The 21,787-nt window shown below is 31.5% G+C and carries 22 protein-coding genes and 1 pseudogene; 21 read left to right on the top strand and 2 right to left on the bottom strand.

Annotation, left to right across the window (positions count from 1 at the left end):
* The 5 genes from PTZ02_RS11280 (at position 1) to rlmD (ending at position 4,427) form a co-directional block, all read left to right on the top strand.
* Positions 1-963, top strand: coding sequence for a methionine ABC transporter ATP-binding protein (locus PTZ02_RS11280; protein ID WP_274227881.1), 963 nt, complete (start codon positions 1-3; stop codon positions 961-963).
* Positions 964-1,605, top strand: a complete 642-nt coding sequence (locus PTZ02_RS11275; protein WP_274227880.1) for a methionine ABC transporter permease — start codon at positions 964-966, stop codon at positions 1,603-1,605.
* 33 nt (positions 1,606-1,638) lie between these two features.
* Positions 1,639-2,445 (top strand): MetQ/NlpA family ABC transporter substrate-binding protein, encoded by an 807-nt coding sequence (locus PTZ02_RS11270; RefSeq protein WP_274227879.1) that lies wholly within the window; start codon positions 1,639-1,641, stop codon positions 2,443-2,445.
* Between the two features lie 175 nt (positions 2,446-2,620).
* Positions 2,621-3,010, top strand: a complete 390-nt coding sequence (locus tag PTZ02_RS11265) for a hypothetical protein (RefSeq protein WP_274227878.1) — start codon at positions 2,621-2,623, stop codon at positions 3,008-3,010.
* Positions 3,011-3,074: 64 nt separating this feature from the next.
* Positions 3,075-4,427 carry a 23S rRNA (uracil(1939)-C(5))-methyltransferase RlmD gene (gene rlmD / locus PTZ02_RS11260; RefSeq protein ID WP_274227877.1) on the top strand — a complete coding sequence of 451 codons (1,353 nt, stop codon included), beginning with the start codon at positions 3,075-3,077 and terminating at the stop codon, positions 4,425-4,427.
* Positions 4,428-4,854: 427 nt separating this feature from the next.
* On the opposite strand, the gene PTZ02_RS11255 is transcribed toward rlmD, so the two are convergent.
* A complete protein-coding gene (locus tag PTZ02_RS11255) occupies positions 4,855-5,703 on the bottom strand; it encodes a MurR/RpiR family transcriptional regulator (RefSeq protein WP_274227876.1) in 849 nt (282 codons plus the stop codon).
* 439 nt (positions 5,704-6,142) lie between these two features.
* Between PTZ02_RS11255 and gnd the strand changes: the two genes are divergently transcribed.
* The 15 genes and pseudogenes from gnd to PTZ02_RS11180 form a co-directional block, all read left to right on the top strand.
* Positions 6,143-7,045 carry a phosphogluconate dehydrogenase (NAD(+)-dependent, decarboxylating) gene (gene gnd, locus PTZ02_RS11250; RefSeq protein ID WP_274228094.1) on the top strand — a complete coding sequence of 301 codons (903 nt, stop codon included), beginning with the start codon at positions 6,143-6,145 and terminating at the stop codon, positions 7,043-7,045.
* Positions 7,046-7,047: 2 nt separating this feature from the next.
* Positions 7,048-8,049, top strand: coding sequence for a D-isomer specific 2-hydroxyacid dehydrogenase family protein (locus PTZ02_RS11245; protein WP_274227875.1), 1,002 nt, complete (start codon positions 7,048-7,050; stop codon positions 8,047-8,049).
* Between the two features lie 11 nt (positions 8,050-8,060).
* Positions 8,061-9,164 (top strand): iron-containing alcohol dehydrogenase family protein, encoded by a 1,104-nt coding sequence (locus PTZ02_RS11240; protein ID WP_274227874.1) that lies wholly within the window; start codon positions 8,061-8,063, stop codon positions 9,162-9,164.
* A 10-nt stretch (positions 9,165-9,174) separates the two neighbouring features.
* Positions 9,175-10,005 (top strand): PTS mannose/fructose/sorbose/N-acetylgalactosamine transporter subunit IIC, encoded by an 831-nt coding sequence (locus PTZ02_RS11235; RefSeq protein ID WP_274227873.1) that lies wholly within the window; start codon positions 9,175-9,177, stop codon positions 10,003-10,005.
* Between the two features lie 12 nt (positions 10,006-10,017).
* Positions 10,018-10,875 carry a PTS system mannose/fructose/sorbose family transporter subunit IID gene (locus PTZ02_RS11230; protein ID WP_274227872.1) on the top strand — a complete coding sequence of 286 codons (858 nt, stop codon included), beginning with the start codon at positions 10,018-10,020 and terminating at the stop codon, positions 10,873-10,875.
* Positions 10,876-10,896: 21 nt separating this feature from the next.
* A complete protein-coding gene (locus PTZ02_RS11225; protein WP_274227871.1) occupies positions 10,897-11,400 on the top strand; it encodes a PTS system mannose/fructose/N-acetylgalactosamine-transporter subunit IIB in 504 nt (167 codons plus the stop codon).
* A gap of 55 nt (positions 11,401-11,455) precedes the next feature.
* Positions 11,456-12,343 (top strand): hypothetical protein, encoded by an 888-nt coding sequence (locus PTZ02_RS11220; RefSeq protein WP_274227870.1) that lies wholly within the window; start codon positions 11,456-11,458, stop codon positions 12,341-12,343.
* A gap of 3 nt (positions 12,344-12,346) precedes the next feature.
* Positions 12,347-12,799: a PTS sugar transporter subunit IIA gene (locus tag PTZ02_RS11215; RefSeq protein ID WP_274227869.1), complete on the top strand. Its 453-nt coding sequence runs from the start codon at positions 12,347-12,349 to the stop codon at positions 12,797-12,799.
* A 12-nt stretch (positions 12,800-12,811) separates the two neighbouring features.
* A complete protein-coding gene (gene uxuA, locus PTZ02_RS11210) occupies positions 12,812-13,897 on the top strand; it encodes a mannonate dehydratase (RefSeq protein WP_274227868.1) in 1,086 nt (361 codons plus the stop codon).
* Positions 13,897-14,532: a bifunctional 4-hydroxy-2-oxoglutarate aldolase/2-dehydro-3-deoxy-phosphogluconate aldolase gene (locus PTZ02_RS11205; protein ID WP_274227867.1), complete on the top strand. Its 636-nt coding sequence runs from the start codon at positions 13,897-13,899 to the stop codon at positions 14,530-14,532. Before uxuA ends, PTZ02_RS11205 begins: the two co-directional genes overlap by 1 nt.
* Positions 14,533-14,576: 44 nt before the next feature.
* Complete coding sequence (locus tag PTZ02_RS11200; RefSeq protein ID WP_274227866.1) at positions 14,577-15,296, top strand: HAD family hydrolase; 720 nt, start codon at positions 14,577-14,579, stop codon at positions 15,294-15,296.
* A 97-nt stretch (positions 15,297-15,393) separates the two neighbouring features.
* Positions 15,394-16,215, top strand: coding sequence for a transketolase (locus PTZ02_RS11195; RefSeq protein ID WP_274227865.1), 822 nt, complete (start codon positions 15,394-15,396; stop codon positions 16,213-16,215).
* Positions 16,215-17,132, top strand: a complete 918-nt coding sequence (locus tag PTZ02_RS11190; protein ID WP_274227864.1) for a transketolase family protein — start codon at positions 16,215-16,217, stop codon at positions 17,130-17,132. The genes PTZ02_RS11195 and PTZ02_RS11190 overlap by 1 nt, the downstream gene beginning before the upstream one ends.
* A 174-nt stretch (positions 17,133-17,306) precedes the next feature.
* Positions 17,307-18,806 carry a phosphomannomutase/phosphoglucomutase gene (locus PTZ02_RS11185; RefSeq protein ID WP_274227863.1) on the top strand — a complete coding sequence of 500 codons (1,500 nt, stop codon included), beginning with the start codon at positions 17,307-17,309 and terminating at the stop codon, positions 18,804-18,806.
* A 38-nt stretch (positions 18,807-18,844) separates the two neighbouring features.
* Positions 18,845-19,378 (top strand): annotated as a pseudogene (locus tag PTZ02_RS11180) (class I SAM-dependent RNA methyltransferase); the annotation flags it as partial.
* Positions 19,379-19,746: 368 nt separating this feature from the next.
* On the opposite strand, the gene pdxR reads toward PTZ02_RS11180, so the two are convergent.
* Positions 19,747-21,171 carry a MocR-like pyridoxine biosynthesis transcription factor PdxR gene (gene pdxR, locus PTZ02_RS11175; RefSeq protein ID WP_274227862.1) on the bottom strand — a complete coding sequence of 475 codons (1,425 nt, stop codon included), beginning with the start codon at positions 21,169-21,171 and terminating at the stop codon, positions 19,747-19,749.
* Positions 21,172-21,343: 172 nt separating this feature from the next.
* Here pdxR and PTZ02_RS11170 point away from each other — a divergent pair, with 172 nt between their 5' ends.
* A complete protein-coding gene (locus PTZ02_RS11170) occupies positions 21,344-21,715 on the top strand; it encodes a pyridoxamine 5'-phosphate oxidase family protein (protein ID WP_274227861.1) in 372 nt (123 codons plus the stop codon).
* The last annotated feature ends 72 nt before the right edge of the window (positions 21,716-21,787 follow it).

Here is a 21,787-nt window from a genome sequence, read left to right as displayed (position 1 = left end):
ATGATTCAAATTAAAGGCTTAAGCAAAAGTTTTAATGAAACAGAAGTACTTAAAGATATTAAATTAAATATTGAAGAAGGACAAATTTATGGTCTTATAGGCCACTCTGGGGCAGGGAAATCTACTCTATTAAGATGCATCAATGGATTAGAAACTTATGACTCTGGAAGTTTAACAGTTATGGGACAAGAAGTTTCAGAACTTTCAACTAAGGAAATTAGGGAATTTAGAAAAAATTTGGGGATGATATTTCAAAATTTCAATTTGTTACAAACAAAAAATGTATTTGACAATGTAGCACTTCCTTTAGAAGTTTGGGGATACAGTAAGGCAGATATTAAAGAAAAGGTATATAAACTATTAGATTTAGTAGGGCTTAGAGAAAAAGAAAAGAGTAAGCCATCTCAATTAAGCGGGGGGCAAAAACAAAGAGTTGCAATAGCAAGAGCATTGGTTTTAGATCCTAAGATATTATTATGTGATGAGGCAACATCAGCACTAGATCCTAAGATGACAAAGGATATTCTATCTTTATTATTAAAAATTAATAAAGAATTAGGCATCACAATAGTAGTAGTTACTCACCAAATGGAAGTAGTTAAAGAAATATGTGAAAAAGTTGCGCTTCTAGAAGGTGGAGTAATTAGGGCAGAAGGAAATGCAGAAGAACTATTCTTAAGACCAGGACTAAGTTTAAAGAAATTCTTAGGAGAAGAAGAAGAGGAAACTCTTCCGGAAGTTGGTGTAAATATCAGACTATTCTTCCCAAGAGATTTAAGTGAGAATTCATTAATTACTAAGATGGCAAGAGAACTTAATATAGACTTTTCTATAGTATGGGGCAAACTTGAAAAATTTAGAGATGATGTGTTAGGTAGCTTAGTTATAAATGTAAATAGTGAATATAAAGAAAAAGTAGTTGAATACTTAAAGAATGAAAATATCAGCTGGGAGGTGCTATAAATGTGGGAAAGTATATTATTGCCGGCAATTGAAGAGACACTTATAATGACGTTTTTTTCTACATTATTTGCTATAATAATTGGATTTATTCCAGCAATTATAATGATAATTACTGCACCTGATGGATTAAAGCCTAATAAGGTTTTATATAGTATATTAGACGGAATAATTAACATATTAAGAAGTTTACCATTTATTATTTTAATGGTAGTTCTAGTTCCTTTTACTAGAACAATAGTTGGGACAACTATAGGCATTAAGGGGGCTATTGTTCCATTAACTATATCAGCAGCACCATTTGTTGCAAGGGTTATTGAGTCAGCACTTAGAGAGGTTGATAAAGGAGTAATTGAAGCAGCAAGATCTTTTGGGGCAAGTAATACTCAAATAATTTTCAAGGTAATGCTTAAAGAAGCTATGCCAAGTATAATTTTAGGTATCACTTTAACGATTATAAGCATCGTAGGATACTCTGCAATGGCAGGTGCAATAGGAGGCGGAGGCCTAGGAAGTGCAGCTATTAATTATGGATATAATAGATTTGATAATCAGATAATGTTTTATACAGTAGTGGTATTAATTGTATTTGTTCAAGTATTACAAAGCCTAGGTAATTTTATTTATAAGAAACAGGTAAAATAGATATATTAATTATAAAAACAGGGAGGACTTATTATGAAAAAAAGAGGATTATTATCATTAGTATTAGTAGGAGCGTTAGCTCTAAGCTTAGCAGCTTGTGGAAAAAAAGCTGATGATAAAACTATAACAATAGGAGTTACACCAAAACCACATGCAGAAATAGTGAATGCTATTAAGCCATTAGTTGAAAAACAAGGATACACTTTAAAAGTTGTTGAATTTAATGATTATAATACACCAAATACAGCACTTAATGATAAGGAATTAGACGCAAACTTCTTCCAGCATCAACCATATTTAGATGAAGTAATGAAGAATAAAGGATATAAGTTAGCAACAGTAACTAAAGTTCATAGTGAATTAATGGCCTTATATTCTAAAAAAGCTAAATCAATAAATGATTTAAAAGATGGAGCGACTATAGCTATTCCAAATGATGCTACAAATGGAGCAAGAGCATTGAAATTACTAGCAGCTAACAACTTAATCAAAGTTAAAGATGGAGAATTAATTTCATCAAAAGATGTTACAGAAAATCCAAAGAACTTCAAGTTTAAAGAATTAGATGCAGCTCAATTACCAAGAACATTAGATGATGTAGATGCAGCTGTTATAAATGCAAACTATGCTTTAGATGCAGGATTAAATCCAACTGATAATGGATTGATAGCTGAAAAATCAGATTCAGAATTTGCTCAAAAGTATGCAAATATTTTAGTTGTAAGACAAGGTGATGAAAATAGTGATAAAATAAAAGTATTAAAAGATGCACTTAACTCACCAGAAGCTAAGAAATTTATTGAAGATAAATATAAGGGTGCAGTAATCCCTATGTTTTAATTAGAACATAATAGTAGCAGAGACAAATTGTCTCTGCTATTTATTTGCAAATATTTCACAGTGAAGATAAATAAAAAATTATAAAATTTACATTTATTTAAACTTTTTGTAATTTGCTAATTAGAGGGTTTTGTAGTATATTTAAAGAATGTAAAATAGTAGGGAGGTAGCTACATTGAGTATTAATGAAGAAAAAGTTGAAGAGGTAATAGAGGACATAGCAAAGGATTCTAAGGAAAAAACTGAAGTAAAATCAGAAAATAATATAGAGAATAAAACAACAAATAAGGAGTTTTTAGATATGATGAATTCTGATAAACAAGTTCAGAAAAAAATAGGTATTTTCGGAAGATTGATTATATCAATAGCTGATCAGACTATTGTTGCCTTTGCAGCATTTGTTTTGTTTTATTTAGTTAAATTTATATTAATGCCATTAGGATATGCGATAATTGATACTCTAGGTATATATTTCTTTGCTTATATCGCAAGTAGTATATTGTATTTTACAATTGTAAAAAGTATTTATGGAAAAACAATTGGGGAAAAAGCCTTAAATCAATAGGCTTTTTACATAACAATTGTTAATTATATATTTAAGAATAAACAGAGGAGGAAGCTTCTAACTCATGAAAAAAGGAAATGAGATAACCTTAAAAATTGAAAAAACTGAATTTCCTTCAAAGGGTATTGCTCACGTGGATGGACTTATAGTATATTCTAAAAATTCATATCCAGGACAGCTTATTAAAGGAAAAGTAACCAAGAAGAAAAAAGATTATGCAGAAATAAAGCCTTTGGAGATTATAGAAAGAGCTGAATATGAGGTAGATGCTAGATGCCCTATATTTGGAAGATGTGGTGGATGTTCATCTCAAACGCTTCCGTATAACAAGCAATTAGAACTAAAACGTGATGAGGTTAGAGAACTTTTTGAAAATGCCAATGTAGATACAGGTGAGTTTTTAGGCATTGAAGGAAGTCCAAACCAATGGGAATATAGAAACAAAATGGAGTTTACCTTTGGAGATGAAGTAAAGGGTGGAGAACTAACCCTAGGTATGCATATGAAAGGTAGTCCGTTTAGCATAATAACTGTTGATGAATGTAGAATCGTTCATGAAGATTTCAGAAAAATAATAAAATACACATTAGAGTATTTTAGGGGCAAAGATCTTCCTTATTATAGAGTAATGAAAAGAGAAGGTTACTTAAGACATCTTGTGGTAAGAAGAGCAGCAAAAACTGGAGAAATTATGGTTAATTTAGTAACTACCACACAGATAGATTTTTCATTGGATGAATATCTTGAAGGCTTAAAAGGTCTTTCATATGAAGGAAAATTAACTTCAGTTATTCATACTGAGAATAATTCATTTTCAGATGTAGTATTCCCTGAGAAGGTAAACCTTCTTTATGGAAGAGATTATATTATGGAAGAACTTTTAGGATTAAAGTTTAAGATATCACCATTCTCTTTCTTCCAAACAAACACAGAAGGAGCAGAAAAGCTTTATTCAATAGTAAGAGATTTCATGGGAGATGGAGAAAATAAGGTTGTATTTGATTTATATTGTGGAACAGGTACAATAGGACAAATAACAGCTCCAAAAGCTAAAAAGGTAGTAGGAATTGAACTTATTGAAGAGGCAGTTGAGGCTGCAAATGAAAATGCTAAATTAAATGGATTAAACAATTGTGAATTTATAGCTGGGGATATTGCTAAGGTAATAACTGAAGTGAAAGATAAGCCAGATATAATAATATTGGATCCACCAAGAAGCGGGGTACATCCTACGGCAATGAAGTACGTTATAGCCTTTAATGTAAAAGACATAATATATGTAAGCTGCAATCCTAAGTCTTTAGTTGAAGATTTAAAAGTATTAACTGCAGCAGGCTATAAGATAGAAAAAACACTTTGTAAGGATATGTTTCCTAACACACCTCATTGTGAAACAGTAGTGAAATTAAGTAAGTAATAGTCTCATTCTTGAAATGTAGATTAACCTAAAATAGACGAAGTGCCAACATTTTGCCGACGCTGAAATTAAAGCGTCGGCAATTTTTATATTAACTGATTTAGATAAAATTATTACTTTTTCCAGTGCTTTTTCAATCCTGTAGAAAAATATTATTAATAGTTGTTTATAGAAACCACCTTTCTTTTGTAAATTTTGCGTGCAAACTAATTTTACAAAAGAAAAGTGGTTTTTTATATTTCTTGATACAAATTGTTGTTAAGTTACTTACTCCCAGTTATTTGGCCATTGGTTACAGTTACCAAACCCACAACGGACTTTCACTGTGCCCATGCGGGCATACAAAAAGAAAGCGGATTATTCATTAATAATCCGCTTTAAAGGATAATATTGATTATGATTCAATAAAATTTTGTTGCCATAGGTTTTAATGCTTTACTTCCCATATAGTGCGTCTAACTTTAGATAAAGCATCTTTTGATTTTTCTTTATTCATAAACATCAAAATTACATAGAGTGAATCTAGAATGCTCAATTGAGATATACGTGAAGATAAGGCTTCTGAATGAAATTCGATTTCTTCAGATATAGAAATAAAAACGATATCACCTATCTTAGCTAGAGGAGAAGATGCATGGCTAGTGATAACAATTACATTTGCACCAGATTTTTTTGCTGTTTCAGCAATTTTGATAGTTTCTTTTGATTTTCCAGTATGTGAGATACAAATTGCACAATCCTGTGGTGTTAATAAAGATGCTTCCATAAGTTGCATATGATAATCAATACAATGACGTACACGAGTTGGAGAACGTAAAAATTTATGATATGCATCTTCTGCAAGTATTCCTGATCCACCGACACCAAAAAAATATAGTAGATTTGAATTTGATATAATTTCAGCAGCTTTTTTCAAATCGTCTAACCGTAATATCTTCTTAGTATTGGTTAGGGTTTTAATGTTTGAATCAAAGACTTTTTGAGCCATAGTCAATTCATTATCATCAATTTCAATGTTTTCATGAATTGATGTAGTTGAAAAATTATTTTCTTCAATTAAGATAGCCATCTTTAACTCTTTAAAGCCAGAATAACCTAGCTTTTTAGCGAATTGAAATAAAGTAGAGCCTGCAACATCGAGTTCATCAGATAAATAGCTGATAGAATTGTGAGCCACAGAAATAGGATTTTCAAGTATATAGTCTGCAATATTTTGTTCTTTAGCACTTAATCCATTGTATAACGATTTAATTTTAAGTCTAACAGATACATCCATATTGGTCCTCCTTTTTATAAACGATGTATTGTAACTTTAAAAACAATAAAAAGTTTTCGGTGTAATACATATTTAAATAGTAATATATTTATAAATCAAATCTATAAAAGAAAATAATAGATAGAGTCTTTTGTTTATATGTCAGATAAATAATTGAGTCTAATAATGTATGAAAAGTGATTAAATTGTTAAAAATAGTTTTTTTATAAGTATATCAAATAGTAATTTTAAGTCAATATCTTGGATAGAACAAGTCAAACTTAGTTTTACTTAATATTCCTGCCACTTTATTATAAATATCACAGTATTTATCAAATTGCAAGTGGGGAATAGAAATAGAAATACAAGAAAAGTACAATTCCTAAAAAAATTTTTTCGATAAATATATTTACAAAAAAAATTTTTTTTGATAATATAAAATATGAAGAGGAGGGATTATATGAAAATAGCTATTATAGGTCTTGGTAAGATGGGTTTAAACATAGCATGTAATTTAAAGAGTCATAATTATGATGTTATGGGATTTGATTTATCCGATAAAGCAAAAGAAGATGCTGAAAAGGCAGGTATCAAAACATTTGATAATTTAGAGAAAATGATTACTTCATTTACTGAAAAGAGAGTTATCTGGTCTATGTTACCTGCTGGAGAAATTACGGAATCTGTATTGAATCAATTGTTGAAGTTACTTTCTCCAAATGACATTGTCATTGAAGGTGGAAATTCAAATTTTAATGAATCAATACGACGTGCAAAGACTTTTAAAGAGAAAGAAGTATATTATTTTGATTGTGGAACATCAGGTGGAACTTCTGGAGCACTCGGTGGTGCATGTACGATGATTGGTGGAGATCCTGAAGTATTTAAGTATATAGAACCAATTTTCAAAGATATATCAGTTGAAAATGGTTACTTATATACTGGCCAATCTGGAAGTGGTCATTTTTTAAAAATGATCCATAATGGAATCGAATACGGAATGATGCAAGCAATCGGTGAAGGTTTTCAAATTGTTAAAGAAAGTGAATTTGATTATGATCTAGCTGATGTTGCGAGGGTTTGGAACAACGGATCGGTTATTCGAGGTTGGTTGATGGAAATTGCTGAATCACAATTTAAAGCTAGTCTAAATTTAGAAGACTATAGAGGAGTTGTTGCTGCATCTGGAGAAGCGAAATGGACTATTGAAACTGCTTTGGATATGGGAATTGCAGTACCAACAATTGCTTTGAGTTTATTTATGCGTAATTTGTCTCAGGAAGATGATAGTTTTTCTGCTAAGGTGGTTTCGGCTTTACGAAACGGATTTGGCGGACATGCTGTTGTAAAGAAGGAAAAGTAGATATGAAAGAATATAAGATAGCCATTGTTAATTCAAGTAGTTTTGGAAAGGTATTCCCTGAACACATTAATCGTTTGAAGAAAATAGGATCTGTTGATTATTTTCAAGTTGATAATGAAATGCATGGAAAAGAACTTGCTAAATTATTAAATGGATACAATATTATCATTGCAAGTGTAACCCCATTTTTTACTAAAGAGTTTTTTGATTATAAAGATGAGCTTTTGATGATTACGCGTCATGGAATTGGATACAACAATATTGATATTGATGCAGCAAAAGAACATGACACTGTTGTTGCAATAGTTCCAGCTTTAGTAGAACGAGACGCAGTCGCAGAAAACAACATTACAAATTTGTTAGCTGTATTAAGAAAGACTGTAGAATCTAGTAATAGAGTTAAAGCGGATTGTTGGGAAGATAGAGCTAAATTTGTTGGACATACACTTTTAAATAAAAAAGTAGGTGTTATTGGGGTTGGGAATACTGGAAGTTGTGTAGTAGAGATTGTTAGAAATGGTTTTCGATGTAATGTTTTGGCCTATGACCCATACAAGTCAGACTTATATTTACAGACTTATGGAGCAAAAAAAGTTGAAATAGATGAATTGTTGACTTCCTCTGATATTATTTGTCTTTGTGCAAACTTAACTGAAGAAAATTATCATATGATATCTAAAAACGAAATAGAAAAAATGAAAGACGGTGTTTATATATCGAATAGTGCGAGAGGCGCATTATTGGATGAAAATGCGGTTGTTGAGGGATTGAAATCTGGAAAGATTGCTGGTTTTGCGACAGATGTTTTAGAAGAAGAGCCAGGAAGAAAGAGTCACCCATATTTAGCTTTTGATAATGTTGTAATGACTCCTCATACGTCAGCTTATACTATGGAATGTCTAGAGCAAATGGGAAATAAATGTGTAACAGATGTGGAACAAATAGTTCAAGGTGTTTTACCGGAAAGGGCAATTCAGCCAATAAGTAAATTTATCAAAGAATAGGGGAGATCAAGATGTTGACAGATTTAAAGGTTAAAGTTGGTCCTGAGTTCTATAGGTATCATGAAGGTGCAATTGATTTTATTCCGGAATTATTAAAAGAACACAAATCAAAGAATATCTTGATTGTACATGGAACAATTTCTTGGGAAAAAGCTAAGCTTAAAATGAAGTTTTTAGAAACGATAGAGCAAAAAGTTTTCTATCATCAATATACAGGTGAGTGTAGCTATTATGGTGCAGATTTAATTGCACAAATAGTTGAAGAAAATGATATCGATTTTATTATTGGAGTTGGTGGCGGAAAGCTTGTAGATCTCGTTGGATATGCTGCTCATATTTGTAATGTTAAATATGGTGTCGTTCCAACATTGGTTAGTAATTGTGCACCATGGACACCTTTATCTGTTATGTATAAAGAGAGTGGAGAATCAGAAGGAAAAACTGAGCATTATATGAGGCAGGCCGTTTTCTTAATAACAGATCCGTATTTAGTGATTGATTCCCCAGTACGTTACTTCATTGCAGGTTTGGCAGATACAATTGCAAAGTGGTATGAATCAGATTCAATTTTAGCTCAAGAACATTTACAGAACGAACCTTTTTTGAAATTAGCAAGTTATACTGCAAAGTTATGTAATGAATCAATTGTAAAACAATCGGCTAAAGCAATGAAAGATATGGAGAATAAAGTAGTTTCGGAAGAATTTGTACATTTATCTGAAATTGTGATAGCAGTTGCAGGTTTATGTGGAGGATTTGGAGATAAATATGCCCGTAATGCCGCAGCACATGCAATGCATGATGCAATCGCTAAGTATATTCCGGAAAGCCATTCATATCTTCATGGCGAAAAAGTAGCTTATGGGGTTTTATATCAGTTGGCTCTAGAAGGCAGGTGGGCGACGATTGATTCCTTAATGCCTTTCTATTCAGATTTGAAACTGCCTGTGTCTCTACATTATATGGGATTGTATCCAGAAGATGAAAAAGTTCTTGATGATATAGTTGGTTTTATTAATTCAAAAGAAAAAGTTCATTTGATTCCCATTTTAATTACGCCAGAGATTTTGAAAAAAACAATTTTTGATTTAGAAAAATATATAGAAGAGAGGTAGAAGAAGAGTAATGGAAACTTTAAGTGTATTACAGAGTTTTTTAATCGCTTTATGGGTTGGAGCGGTTATGTCAAGATGGCTAGGTGGAGGAGCTACATTAACGCTTCGATTTTCACCATTAATGACTGGTTTGATTGTTGGTATTGTTATGGGAAATGTCGGCCAGGCAATGATTGTTACAGCAGCGTTACAATTGATTTACATGGGTGTTTTCTCTCCAGGAGGATCCATGCCATCAGAACCATCTATTGCAGCAGCTATTGCAGTACCAGTTGCTTTATTAGGAAATTTAAAGCCTGAAGCAGCTATTGCTGTGGCCGTACCAGTTGGTTTGTTAGGAAGTTATTTATATCAATTCCGTTTTTTTATCAATACATTCTTAGGTAAATATACAGATAAAGCTGTAGAAGATTTAAATGATGGAGCTATTAAACGTTCAATCATTGTTTTACCTACAGTTGCATCATTTCTTCTATTTGTACCATTGGTATTTGTAGCCTTATATTTTGGGGCACCAATGATTGCAGATGTAATCAATGCTTTGAAAGGAACGTATGTTATTCACATCCTTGATGTTGTTGGTGGTGGATTGGCTGCTATTGGTATTGCCACAACAGTTTATGTAATTGGACGTAAAGATTACTTAGTATTCTTTTTATTGGCATATTTCATGAGTGTTTCATTAAAGTCATTGAATATTACAATGGTAACTTATGCTGTGTTTGGTGTAGTGATAGCTTTAATTTTCAGCATGTCTCAAAAAGGAAAGAATATTCCTATTGCAGCTACTACTAAGGCTACAGAGATATTAGATGAAGATGATTACGATGATGGGTTTTAAGGGGAGGATAAAATGAGCGAAAATGTAAAAAGAGCTGTTGCAGCTCCAGAAGAGATTACAAAAAAGGATGTTACTAAAGCATATTTAAGATGGCATCTTGCAAATGAAATTCCACATTCATTTGAAAGATATCTTGCATCTTCTTTATTGTATGCAATGATGCCAATTTTAAGAAAACTATACAAAGATGATGATGCATTAAAAGCTGCTTATAAAAGACAACTATTATTTTTCAATACTCAGTTAACCTGGGGTGGTGGAGTTATTACTGGTTTAATGGCTTCTATGGAATCACAACGTGCAAAAGAAGAATATGAAAAATCAGAAATAACAATGAAAGACGATTTGATGTATAACACAAAAGCTGGTTTGATGGGTGCACTTGCCGGAATTGGTGATGCAATTGACTCAGGGACTGTACAATATATATTTATTGCCATAGCTGTTCCTTGGGCTCAGCAAGGTAGTGCATTAGGAGCGTTGTTCCCATTCGTTTGTTTTGCAATTTATCAGGTCTTATTAGGTATATTCTTTTCTCGTCAAGCATTCAATATGGGACGTAACGCAACAGGATTGATGGCAAGTACAGGCGTTCAAACTGCAATCGATACTTTATCTGTTTTAGGTATATATATGATGGGAATCTTAGCAGGTAACTATGTAAAAGTTAGTTCAACTTTAAACTTTGTAATTTCAGGAAAGAAATTCGTTATCCAAAGTATTTTAGATTCTATTGTTCCAGGTATTTTACCGTTGGCAGTAGTTATGGGAGTTTATTGGTTCTACAATAAAAAAGGTTTAAAAGTTACAAAAGCATTATTATTGTTAACATTAATTTTAATTGTTTTAGCTGGTGTTGGAATTCTATAAAGTAAAAAGGAGATTTGAAAAATGGGTGTTATAAATTTAGCAAGAGTAGATGAACGTTTAATTCATGGGCAAGTTATGGTGACTCTTTCACAGAAGAGCGGGGTAAATTCAATCTTTGTAGTGGATGAAGTTGTAGCAAACGACAAGTTCATGAGAGAGTTATATAAAAATGCAGGTAGCCGTACTGGGCAAAAAACAATAGTAATTACGCCAGAGAAAGCTAAATTTTATTGGGATGAATATCAGTTCAAAGATTATAATTGTATCTTGATAGCAAAAACTGTAAAGGTTATGTATGACTTAGTTAAGCATGGAATACCAATGAAAGAGTTGAATATCGGAGGTATTGCACAAAAAGATGCAAGTAAAGATTTACTAGTTACAAAATCTGTTTATATGAACAAAGAGGATGTGGATAGATTAGTAGAAATGAAACAGAAATATGGAGTAGAGAATATCTATTTCCAAGCCACTCCTTCTGCTCCTAAAACAGAGTTGAAAGATGTTGTTAGTAAATTTAAATAATTGTTTTTAAATAAAAGATGATTATTTTCCCTATTATAAAAATTGGAGGTTTATCATGGATGATATTTTTAACGATAGATTAGCTAGGTATTCCTTTATGTATCGCTCACGGAATAGCAATAATGAGAAAACTAGATTTTTGAAGGCGCTTGTAACAGATATATCACAAGTGCGAAAAGATATTTCCGTAATCGAATATAGGAATCAAAAAAAAGACAGTGCACGAAATGTGTATGTTGGAGATATTGAAAAGGCAGATCAAATCGTTTGCACTTACTATGATACACCTCCAGCCCATTTAGGAGATTATGTATTGTTTGATCGAAAAAAACAAGAAAAACAAACTACAAAAGCTAGTATTTACGCATCTCTAATTTGGGCTTTATTGGGTATTTTAGGAACACTTTTATACATGAAATTGGTTTCCGCACCATTTGTTTTATTTTCTGTGCAAACAGTATGTCTTGCACTAATATATGGCGGGTATTTTATAATTTTATCAAAGTTATCAAAAGGTACGTGGAATCGAAAAAATTTAATTAGAAATACATCTTCAATACTTTGCTTGCTACAGATGTTAACAGAGAATCAAAAACAAAAAAAAGTGGCTTATGCATTTATTGATGAAGGTTGTTATGGTGAACGAGGATTAGATGTCTTAATTAGTTCTGTAAAAAAGAATGCAAAGGTTTATTACTTAGATTCTATTGGAGCAGATGCCACTTTAAATGTAATGGGTCCACAATTTAAAGAAGAGCTTGCTGAATCTAAAAAACTCCGATATGTATCACCTAAGGATAAAATCAATTACTTATTTTCTGCGGATATGAATCAAAATAATGAGTTTTATTTAGATAAGTCAAAATTAAATAAGAAAAATTTAAATTATAACCATTTTACTCAAGCAATAGAATTGTTAAATCAAAATATAAAAGGAGATTAAGTTATGTTAGGAATTGTAATCGCCACACATGGTACTTTAAGCAATGGTATCAAAGACGCAGCTGAAGTTATTATGGGAAATACAGAAAATATAAATACTGTAAACTTGAATGCAGGAGATGATGTTGAGAAACTTGGTAAGAAGATAAATAACGCTATTTTAGAAGTAAATCAAGGTGATGGTGTTGTGGTATTGGTTGATTTAGTGAGTGCAAGCCCATATAACCAATCAGTCCTTGTTACAAATCAGTTAGATCCAGAACTAAAAGATAAGGTTTATATTATTGGTGGAGTTAACTTACCAATGTTATTGGAAATAATCAATCATCAAATTTTAGGGACACAAATTGAAATAGTTGCAAAATCAGCAGCAGAACAAGCAAAAGAATGTATTAGCTCATGGCATGTTCCTGTTGATGTAGATGATAATGAGGTTGACGAAGATGATGATTTTTGATGGAGGGATAAAATGAAGTGGGGATTCAGATGGTATGGAGCGAAAGACTCTATTCCTTTAAAACATTTTAGACAAGTTCCAGGAACAGATGGTGTTGTAGGGACCTTATTAAATAAGTTACCTGGAGATGTTTGGGAAATTGATGAAATTAAAGAATTTAAGGCTTCAATTGAAAAAGAAGGATTGGAGTTACTTGGTATTGAAAGTGTTGCAGTTCATGATGCAATTAAAGCAAGAACAAAAGATTGTGATCATTATATTGATAACTATATTCAAACAATTAGAAATTTAGCAGCATGTGATATTCATTTAGTATGTTATAGTTTTAAACCGATTTTTGGATGGGCTAAGACAAATTTAAAATATGAAAATCCAGATGGTAGTTATTCATTGTTGTTTGATCAGTCTGTTGTAGAACATATGGATGCGAGTGAGATGTTCCAGCTTATAAATAGCCAATCTAATGGGTTTAAATTACCTGGATGGGAAGAAGAACGTCTTAAAAAGTTTAATGATTTGATGGAAATGTATGAAAATATTACAGAAGAAGATTTATTTGACAATCTTGCATACTTTCTAAAAAAAGTTATTCCTGTTTGTGAGGAAGTTGATGTGAAAATGGGGATTCATCCGGATGATCCACCATGGGAAATCTTTAATCTTCCAAGGGTAACAAAAAATTTAGAGGATTATAAAAGAATAATAAATATTATTGATTCCCCTTATAATGGTGTAACACTTTGTACAGGATCGTTAGGAGCAAATCCAGAAACGGATTTAGTCAAAGTCATACATGAATTAGGACATAGAATTCAATTTGTACATTTAAGAAATGTTGAATTTTTGGGAAAACAAAAGTTTAGGGAATCTGCTCATTTGAGTATTGATGGATCATTGGATATGTATGAACTTATGAAGGCACTTATAGATGTTAATTTTGATGGTGTCATCCGTCCAGATCATGGTCGTTCAATTTGGGATGAAATAGCAATGCCCGGGTATGGTTTATATGATCGTGCTTTAGGTTTTACATATTTAAGAGGATTGTATGAAGCTATCACAAAATCTCAAAAAGAAAATGGATTGGAGCAAAAATAATGAGTGTAAATGTAGATTTATATAAAAAATTAGGAGAAATAAAGTTATTACCGCTTTATACTGCTACTGACTTGAAGTATTTAGATGATTTGGAAGAGATTCTTTTGCAGAATGATGTACCTTTTATAGAAGTCACATTTAGAAGCGATCTGGCTTTAGAAGCAATTAATAAACTTTCACAATCTGGTAAGTTGATTGTTGGAGCAGGAACTGTACGTACATTAGAACAAGCTAAAAATGCAATTGAAAATGGAGCAAGTTTTATAGTTTCTCCAGCAGTGATTCCAGAGATAATAGAATATTGCATTGAAAACAAAGTTCCAGTTTTTCCTGGAACAGCAACTCCAACTGATATTCAAAAGGTCGTTAGTTATGGACTTCATGTTGTAAAATATTTCCCAGCAGATATTTATGGTGGTTTAAAAGCAATTAAAGCATTAAGTGGACCATTCTATGACGTGAAATTCTTGCCAACAGGAGGAGTTAATGCAGATAACTTTATGGATTATGTTAGCAATGATAATATTTTAGCGGTTGGCGGATCTTTTATTATATCTGAAAAAATGATTAAAGAGGAAGGTAAAGAAAAGACAAGCAACTTGTTAAAATCATTAGCAGATCAAATTAAAGCTTAGTGCAATATGGCACGGCTTTTTTTTGTAAGGAGGATTATGTAATTATGAAAAAACTTGAATTAGTTATATTTGATATGGACGGGTTAATGTTTGATACTGGACAACTAGCATATCGTGCATATTTAGAGAGTGCTAAAGATTTTGATTTTACAGTGAATCATTCCGTATATTACTATTTGACTGGACGTAAAGAACGCGAGATTCGCGAGGGAATGAAAGAATTATACGGAGAGGATGCTCCTGTATCTGAATGGCGAGATAAAATCAATTTAAATAGAGAAAAAATTCTAAGTGATGAGAAACGCGTATACAAGAAAAAAGGTTTACTTGAGTTATTGGAATTTTTGAAGAAAAATCATTATAAAATAGCGTTGGCTTCTTCCACATGCCGAGAGAAAATAGAATACTATTTTAAAATTGAAGATATGCCAGAGGTATTTGATATCATTGTAGCAGGAGATGAAGTACTTACTGGAAAACCAAATCCTGAAATATTTTTAAAGGCTTGTGAAAAAGCAAATGTTGCACCTGAACGTGCTTTAGTATTAGAAGATTCTGTAGCAGGTATTAAAGCTGCTTTGAAAGGAAATATTACGCCTTTTCTAATTCCAGATGACATATCTAACATACAAACGCATAAAGGAAAGCATTCATTATTAAAAAATCCTGAAGAGTTTCTTATTACGAAACCAGAGAATGTAGAAATTTTTAAAGATTTATTAGAAGTTAGAGATTATTTGGAACAATATTTTATGAGAGATTAAGAGCTTCATTAATTAATGGTGGAGATATTACTTAATTCCAGGCATATTTAGGATATATAGTAAAAATACAAAATTTAATATTAGGAGGTATATATTAGTGAATACATTCAAATTAAAAAATGTAGCTAATAACATAAGAGTAAACATTATTAAAGCTGTATCAGCAGCAAAATCAGGGCATCCTGGTGGATCTTTATCAATAGCAGATATCTTAGCAGTTTTATATTTTGAAAAGATGAACATAGATCCAAAGGACCCCAAAAAAGCAGATAGAGATAGATTTGTATTATCCAAAGGTCATTCAGCACCAGCATTATATGCAACACTAGCTGAAAGAGGATTCTTCCCAGAAGAAGAATTAATAACACTAAGAAAATATGGGTCCAAATTACAAGGACATCCAGATATGAAAAAAGTACCTGGAGTAGATATGTCAACAGGATCACTTGGTCAAGGATTATCAGCAGCAAATGGTATGGCGCTAGCTGGAAAGTTAGATAACAGTTCATATAGAGTTTATGTAGTACTTGGAGATGGAGAAGTTCAAGAAGGACAAATATGGGAAGCTGCAATGAGCTCATCTCACTACAAACTTGATAACTTAACAGCATTCCTTGATTTAAATGGCTTACAAATAGATGGATCAAATGAAGAAGTAATGAGCATCAGCCCAATTGACGAAAAGTTTAAAGCATTTGGATGGAATGTATTAACTATAGATGGCCACTGCTTTGAAGAAATAGAAAACGCAATAGATGAAGCAATAGCTACTAAAGGCAAACCAACAATTGTAATTTGTAATACTGCAAAAGGTAAAGGTGTTTCATTTATGGAAAACAATTGTGCATGGCATGGAACAGCTCCAAATGAAGAAGAAACAAAGAAAGCATTAGCTGAATTAGAAGGAGGCGAAAACTAATGGGAGTAGCAACTAGAGAAGCATATGGACAAATATTAAAAGAATTGGCAGAAGACAAAAATGTTGTTGTATTAGAATCAGATTTAGGTAAAGCAACAAAGAGTATTGAATTTAAGAAATATGCACCTGAAAGATATATAGAATTAGGTATAGCAGAATGTAACATGATGGGAACAGCTGCAGGTCTTGCTACATGTGGAAAAATTCCATTTGCAAGTACATTTGCAATGTTTGCAGCAGGAAGAGCATTTGAACAAATTAGAAATTCAATAGCTTATCCTAACTTAAACGTAAAAGTGGTAGCAACTCATGCAGGAATAACAGTTGGGGAAGATGGTGGAAGTCATCAATGTAATGAAGATATATCTTTAATGAGAACTATACCTCATATGGTTGTAATAAATCCATCTGATGCTGAAGAAGCAAGACAGGCAATATTAGCAGCAAAAGAATATTATGGACCAGTATATATAAGACTGGGAAGATCAGCAACTCCAGATATTCATGATGAAAATTATCAATTTAAAATTGGAAAAGGTGAAGTTTTAAATGAAGGTAATGATGTAACAATAATTGCAACAGGGTTAATGGTAGCAAAAGCAATACAAGCTGCTGAAACATTAGAAGAGCAAGGAATCAATGCAACTGTTATAAATATTTCAACTATAAAACCAATTGATAAAGATTTAATTGTTGAGGCTTCAAGGAAAACAGGTAAGGTAGTGACTGTTGAAGAACATAGCATAATAGGTGGATTAGGTTCAGCAGTTGCTGAAGTTTTAATTGAGGAATGTCCGGTAAAAATGAAGAGAATTGGAATAAATGATGAATTCGGAAGCTCGGGAAGTGCTGAAGTTTTATTAGAAAAATATAATTTAACCGCAGAACATATAGTTGATGTAGTAAAGTCATTTTAAGAAAAATCATGAATATCAACAATACTCTATAAATTATTATATTTAATTAAAACAATAGGAGAATACTTGTAATATTCTCCTATTTTTAAAATTTGTTTTAATAAAACATATTGGAATAAATGACGTATCATTCTTAAGTTTATATAAAATTTATTTTAGAGGGGAGTTTTTATTATGCTTCACGAACTTAAAAAATTACAAAGTGGAACGGATATAAGAGGAATAGCAATTGAACATGAGGGAAGAAAAAATCTTACACCTGAATTAGTTAATGTTTTGGGGTTTGGTTTTGTAGAGTGGTTAAAAAAAGTTAAGGGTATAAATAAGAATAATATAATGGTAGCAGTTGGAATGGATTCGAGGCTTTCAGGCCAAGAATTAAAAAAAGCTTTAATAGAAGCTCTAGTTGATTCTGGCTGTAATGTTTATGATTGTGGAATGTGTACAACTCCTGCTATGTTCATGACTACTATCTTAGAAGATTATTCTTGCGATGGATCTATAATGATAACAGCAAGTCATCTTCCTTATTATTATAATGGATTAAAGTTTTTCACTAAAGAAGGTGGATGTGAAAAGGAAGATATAGTAGATATAATAGAATGTTCTAGTTCAATAGAAAAAAATTCTACAACTAAAGGATTAATTAAGGAAGTAGATTTTATTGATGTTTATTCGAGGATATTAGTAGATAATGTAAGAAAAAGTGTAAATTCATCTGAAAATTATGAAAGACCATTAGAAGGGAAGAAAATAATTGTAGATGCAGGAAATGGAGCCGGTGGTTTTTTTGCATATAAGGTTTTAGAAAAATTAGGTGCTGACACTGAAGGAAGCCAATTTACCGAACCAGATGGGAATTTTCCAAATCATATACCTAATCCAGAAAATGAAGAAGCAATGGAATCTATTAAAGAAGCTGTACTTAAAAACAAAGCAGACCTTGGAATAATTTTTGATACAGATGTAGATAGAGCGGCTATAGTGAGCAGAGATGGTAAAGAAATAAATAAAAATGCCCTTATAGCATTAATATCTTCAATAGTGCTTGATGAAAATCCAAATTCAATTATTGTTACTGATTCAGTAACATCTACTGGTCTTGCGGAATTTATAACTAATTTAGGCGGTGTTCACCATAGATTTAAAAGAGGATATAAGAATGTTATAAATGAGTCTAAAAGATTAAACGAAGAAGGAAAAGAAAGCTGTCTAGCAATTGAAACATCAGGTCATGCTGCTTTAAAAGAAAATTATTTCTTAGATGATGGAGCATATTTAATAGCTAAAATATTAGCAAAAATGGCTAAGTTAAAAGAAGAAGGAAAAGAAATATCAAGCCTTATAGATAATCTAAAATACCCTAAAGAAAGCAAAGACATGAGAATAAAAATTGAAAGAGAAGATTTTAGAGAATACGGAGAAATGATACTAGAAGACCTGAGAAAGTATACAGAACATATAGATGGATGGTTAATTGAACCTAAAAATTATGAAGGAATAAAGATAAATTGCGATAAAGAAAATGGTGATGGTTGGTTATTACTAAGATTGTCATTACATGAGCCAGTTTTAGCCTTAAATATAGAATCAGATATTCAAGATGGAATGAAGAAAATTATAGATAAATTAACTCCATTTTTTAATAAGTATAATGAATTAGATATTAAGTAATATTATAAATAATAAAAGTGCTTAGTTTGTTTTCTCTTTTAAAGTTTAAGATATCACCATTCTCTTTCTTCCAAACTAACACAGAAGGAGCAGAAAAGCTTTATTCTATAGTAAGAGATTTTATGGGATATGGAGAAAATAAGATTGTATTTGATCTATATTGTGGTACAGGTATAATAGGGCAAATAACAGCTCCAAAAGCTAAAAAGGTAGTAGGAATTGAACTTATGGAAGAGGCTGTTGAGGCAGCAAATGAAAATGCTAAATTAAATGGATTAAATAATTGTGAATTTATAGCTGGAGATATTGCTAAGGTAATAACTGAAGTGAAAGATAATCCAGATATAATAATTTTGGATTCACCAAGAAGTGGAGTGCATCCTACAGCAATGAAGTATGTTATAGCTTTTAATGTAGAAGACATAATATATGTAAGTTGCAATCCAAAGTCTTTAGGTGAGGATTTAAAAGTGTTAACAGCAGCATGATATAAAATAGAAAAGACACTTTGTAAGGATATGTTTCCTAACACACCTCATTGTGAGAAAGTAGTAAAGCCTATTAAGCAATAGACACATTTTCGGAATATAGCTAAAATAAATATAAGTGATTTGTCAACATTTTGCCGACGCTGAATTAAAGCATTGGCAATTTTTATAATATCTCATTCTCGAGAATAGTAACAGTATTACAGGACATTTTTACAAATTCTATCAGATTTTCTTTTATTAATTGATAAGAATACAGCATTTATAAATGTGCCACTCAATATTATTAAATTCATTTATATAAAGCGTGCTTATTTTTAAAGAATTAATAATCAGGCGAAGATCTCATTTAGTAAATAATTTATACAACTAAAGAATGAGCTATCGCCAATGGATTTTAATCCACTAATGCGACAGCACTTAGAATCTCTATTTTAATTTTTGAATAGGATTTACTTACTAAACCATGCTTTACTAAGTAAATTAATACCTTCAGCAATCTCACTGTCAGTCATACCACCGAAACCAAGAAAAACCATATTATTAGTATACTTATCTTTACGTAACCAATATGTAGATACAGGAGAAACTAAAACACCATATTCTTTAGCTTTTTCTATTAGCTCTTCTTCAGATAATCCATTATTTACTTCTAGTAAGATGTGCAGACCTGCATTTTTACCGTGAATTATAACATTGCCTCCCATAAATTTATGAATAGCGTTGATTAACGTATCATGTCTTCTTTTGTTCAGAAGAGATATTTTACGCAGATGACTATCCCAATGTCCTAAATGCATAAATTGTTGAATTATTTTTTGTTCAACTATTGGAACAGAGGTTTGGTAGCTACTAAAAAAATTATCATATATTTCTAGCAATGATTGGGGTAAAACCATATAATTCAATCGCAAGCTTGGGGACAAAGACTTTGAAAAAGTACCAATATATATAACATAGCCATTTGAATCAATACCTTGTATTGAAGGTATTGGCCTTGAATTGTAACGAAGTTCACTATCATAATCATCTTCAATTATAATTCCATTTTCTTTTCTAGCCCAATCCAATAATTGTAATCTTTTTTGAATTGGCATCACTGATCCTGTCGGAAATTGATGTGAGGGGGTTACATACACTATCTTTGTAGAATTATTTTCCAACTCGGTAATACTTATTCCATCCTTGTCTAAGCTAATTGGAACAACATCATATCCGTTATTGTTAAAAATCTTTCTTGCACCAATGTAGCCAGGATCTTCTAAAGCAACTTTAGAAAAATTGTTTCGGAACATCTGGCATAGTAAACTTAAACACTGCTCGAAGCCTGAAGTAATAATGATCTGTTCTGAGGTACATGATACACCCCTTGACTTATTTAAATAAGCCATTATTTCTATTCGTAATTCTTTTTCGCCTTTACTGCTAGTATAGGATGTCATAACCTCAGCATCTATAGAGGCCAAGCATTTATTTGATATCCTCCTCCATAAGCGCAAAGGAAAATCAGAAGCATTTAATTTTCCATATTTGAAATTATACTTATAATTATTATCAGTATCCATCTTAGGTAATGTAGTTTTTTTATACTTCTCAATATTGACAGAGTTATCTCTCTTTAACTTAGTGATTAACACACTATCTAGTTTTTCAACTACGAATCCGCTACCTGCTTTACTTGTGACATATCCTTCAGAAGAAAGTTGTAGATAAGCACTTTCTACTGTATTTCTACTGACATTTAATGTTGTTGCAAGCGTTCGTGTCGAATATAGCTTAGTGCCTTCTGAAAGCTTTCCTGAAATTATCTCTTCTTTTAACTGCTCATAAATTTGCAAATATAGTGGAACTCTTGAATCGTTATTTAGAACAATCATTAAAAAACACTCTCCTTTTAAACTGTATCCCATAAAATAAAAAGAATTGGCACTTTTGATGAGTACACATTGATTGTATAATTGTCTTATAGAAAAGTCAACGTACACAGATTACGACTTTTTTAAAATATTAAAATAACTAAATTTGTAGAATTATAGAGGAGGAATTTAAATGTTAAATGAAAAATTGCTTGAAGTTATATCACATGAAGGAGTAGTAGCTATAGTATCTTGTAGTAACAATGAGGCACATGTAGTTAATACCTGGCATTCATTTCTTAATGTAACTGAAGATGGTAGGATATTATTACCTGCAGGAGGCATGAGAAGAACTCAAAAAAATATAGAAGCAAATAATAAAGTTAAGGTTACTGTAGGTAGCAAAGAGGTTATGGGACATCAACATCCAGGAGCAGGATTTTTAATAGAAGGAACTGCAAAATTCCTTGAAGAGGGTCCAGACTTTGATATGGTGAAGAAAAAGTTCCCTTTTTTAAGTAGAGTATTAGAGATAACAGTTGCATCTGCTAAGCAAACAATATAGTTATAATATAACTCAATTTTTGAAAAGAGTACTTTATATTAGTGAAATAGCTAAAGAAGTACTCTTTTATGT

It is taken from the genome of Clostridium sp. 'White wine YQ', from assembly GCF_028728205.1.
Classification (GTDB): domain Bacteria; phylum Bacillota; class Clostridia; order Clostridiales; family Clostridiaceae; genus Clostridium_T.
This window is presented reverse-complemented; position numbering and strand designations above follow the sequence as displayed.

Excerpts from the sequence above, each read along its gene's own strand:
- gnd (WP_274228094.1), top strand. The coding sequence starts at position 6,143 with ATGAAAATAGCTATTATAGGTCTTGGTAAGATGGGTTTAAACATAGCA.
- PTZ02_RS11240 (WP_274227874.1), top strand. The coding sequence starts at position 8,061 with ATGTTGACAGATTTAAAGGTTAAAGTTGGTCCTGAGTTCTATAGGTAT.
- PTZ02_RS11215 (WP_274227869.1), top strand. The coding sequence starts at position 12,347 with ATGTTAGGAATTGTAATCGCCACACATGGTACTTTAAGCAATGGTATC.
- PTZ02_RS11245 (WP_274227875.1), top strand. The coding sequence starts at position 7,048 with ATGAAAGAATATAAGATAGCCATTGTTAATTCAAGTAGTTTTGGAAAG.
- PTZ02_RS11275 (WP_274227880.1), top strand. The coding sequence starts at position 964 with ATGTGGGAAAGTATATTATTGCCGGCAATTGAAGAGACACTTATAATG.
- PTZ02_RS11225 (WP_274227871.1), top strand. The coding sequence starts at position 10,897 with ATGGGTGTTATAAATTTAGCAAGAGTAGATGAACGTTTAATTCATGGG.
- PTZ02_RS11255 (WP_274227876.1), bottom strand. The coding sequence starts at position 5,703 with ATGGATGTATCTGTTAGACTTAAAATTAAATCGTTATACAATGGATTA.
- rlmD (WP_274227877.1), top strand. The coding sequence starts at position 3,075 with ATGAAAAAAGGAAATGAGATAACCTTAAAAATTGAAAAAACTGAATTT.
- PTZ02_RS11220 (WP_274227870.1), top strand. The coding sequence starts at position 11,456 with ATGGATGATATTTTTAACGATAGATTAGCTAGGTATTCCTTTATGTAT.
- PTZ02_RS11170 (WP_274227861.1), top strand. The coding sequence starts at position 21,344 with ATGTTAAATGAAAAATTGCTTGAAGTTATATCACATGAAGGAGTAGTA.
- PTZ02_RS11185 (WP_274227863.1), top strand. The coding sequence starts at position 17,307 with ATGCTTCACGAACTTAAAAAATTACAAAGTGGAACGGATATAAGAGGA.
- PTZ02_RS11200 (WP_274227866.1), top strand. The coding sequence starts at position 14,577 with ATGAAAAAACTTGAATTAGTTATATTTGATATGGACGGGTTAATGTTT.
- PTZ02_RS11190 (WP_274227864.1), top strand. The coding sequence starts at position 16,215 with ATGGGAGTAGCAACTAGAGAAGCATATGGACAAATATTAAAAGAATTG.
- PTZ02_RS11205 (WP_274227867.1), top strand. The coding sequence starts at position 13,897 with ATGAGTGTAAATGTAGATTTATATAAAAAATTAGGAGAAATAAAGTTA.
- PTZ02_RS11230 (WP_274227872.1), top strand. The coding sequence starts at position 10,018 with ATGAGCGAAAATGTAAAAAGAGCTGTTGCAGCTCCAGAAGAGATTACA.
- PTZ02_RS11280 (WP_274227881.1), top strand. The coding sequence starts at position 1 with ATGATTCAAATTAAAGGCTTAAGCAAAAGTTTTAATGAAACAGAAGTA.
- PTZ02_RS11235 (WP_274227873.1), top strand. The coding sequence starts at position 9,175 with ATGGAAACTTTAAGTGTATTACAGAGTTTTTTAATCGCTTTATGGGTT.
- pdxR (WP_274227862.1), bottom strand. The coding sequence starts at position 21,171 with ATGATTGTTCTAAATAACGATTCAAGAGTTCCACTATATTTGCAAATT.
- PTZ02_RS11270 (WP_274227879.1), top strand. The coding sequence starts at position 1,639 with ATGAAAAAAAGAGGATTATTATCATTAGTATTAGTAGGAGCGTTAGCT.
- uxuA (WP_274227868.1), top strand. The coding sequence starts at position 12,812 with ATGAAGTGGGGATTCAGATGGTATGGAGCGAAAGACTCTATTCCTTTA.